The organism is Hydrogenophaga palleronii (assembly GCF_031457455.1).
Classification (GTDB): domain Bacteria; phylum Pseudomonadota; class Gammaproteobacteria; order Burkholderiales; family Burkholderiaceae_C; genus Hydrogenophaga; species Hydrogenophaga palleronii_A.
On record NZ_JAVDWU010000026.1, the window covers coordinates 1 to 1,193 of the forward strand.

Below are 1,193 nucleotides of genomic sequence, written 5' to 3' on the forward strand. Positions count from 1 at the left end.
GGCCCGGCAAAGGTTCTATGGTTTGTTGTCAAGCGACTGGGGTATGCGTTGCGGATCAAACGGTTTGCCGGTGCGCCAAACGGCAAAGGCGATGCGCAGCAGCTTGCGAGCCAGTACCACCAACGCTTCGGTGGTCTTCAGGCCCCGCTGTCGCAAAGCCTTGTATGTACCTTCAAAGGCTTTCGTATGGCACGCCGACATGGCTGCGAGGTACATCTGGCGTCGCAGGGCCGGTTGTCCTCGCTTAGAGAGCCTCCTGCGACCCCGGCTTTTGCCCGAATCACAGGCTCTGGGGTCCAGCCCGCTGTAGGCCACCAGAGCATCGCCGCTGCCAAAGCTCACCTGCTCCAGCACACTGGCGAGCAACGCACTGCTTTGCGGCCCCACGCCCACAATGCTTTGCAACAAGGCGCGTTGCGCACCCAAATGTGCGTCGTCTTCAAACAGCGTCGCGATGCGAGCATCAATGGCCTTGAGCAGCGCATTGAATGCCAGATCCAGCGCCTGGACCTGACTGGCAATGGCCGCATCACAGCCTTGCAGCGACTGGTGCAGCGCTGCTCGCTTGGTCACCGCCGTCCAGCGCTGGCCAAGCAGGCACTGCACCTGCGCGAGCACCGCACTGGGGGCCTGCCAAGGGTGCAGGTGCTTGTGCTGCTCGGCCAGGTAACGGGCGATCACGTGAGCATCGACCCGATCGGTCTTGGCCCGTGCACCCAGGGCTTTGGCGTAGAAGTACACGTCGCGCGCGTTGAGCACGAACACTTGCAGGCCTGCTGCTCGCGCCAGGGTGGCGAGCAATTGGTGGTACCGCCCGGTGGACTCCATGGCCAGCGCAGCACCGTCTGGCAGCTTATGCAGCCAGGCGCTGATGGCGCCAGCGTCATTGGGGATGCTGCGACATCCTGCTTGATCATGGAAGGCGGCCACCAATTCGGCCTTGGAAACATCCACACCAACAAACGCATTGAACTCTTGCATGACAGTCTCCTTCGAGAAAGAATGACAAGTGTTGGGGTGGACATTCCCGCCAGCCGCGTTGGCTTGCTCAAAGATCGGCGCTATGCGGTGCCGCTCAGTTCCTTATCGACGCTGGAAGGCGGGGTGGGGGCAATCTTTGCCAGTCGGTCTGAGCCAATAGCCGGAAGTTCCAGGCCCTCCACCCCAACCCCTCAACCATACAAGCCGGTTCC

Annotated in this window: 1 protein-coding gene; it reads right to left on the bottom strand. The window is 61.7% G+C overall.

What is annotated here, in order from left to right:
- Positions 1-15 precede the first annotated feature (15 nt).
- Positions 16-981 (bottom strand): IS110 family RNA-guided transposase, encoded by a 966-nt coding sequence (locus J2W49_RS25715; protein WP_310322779.1) that lies wholly within the window; start codon positions 979-981, stop codon positions 16-18.
- Between the last annotated feature and the right edge of the window lie 212 nt (positions 982-1,193).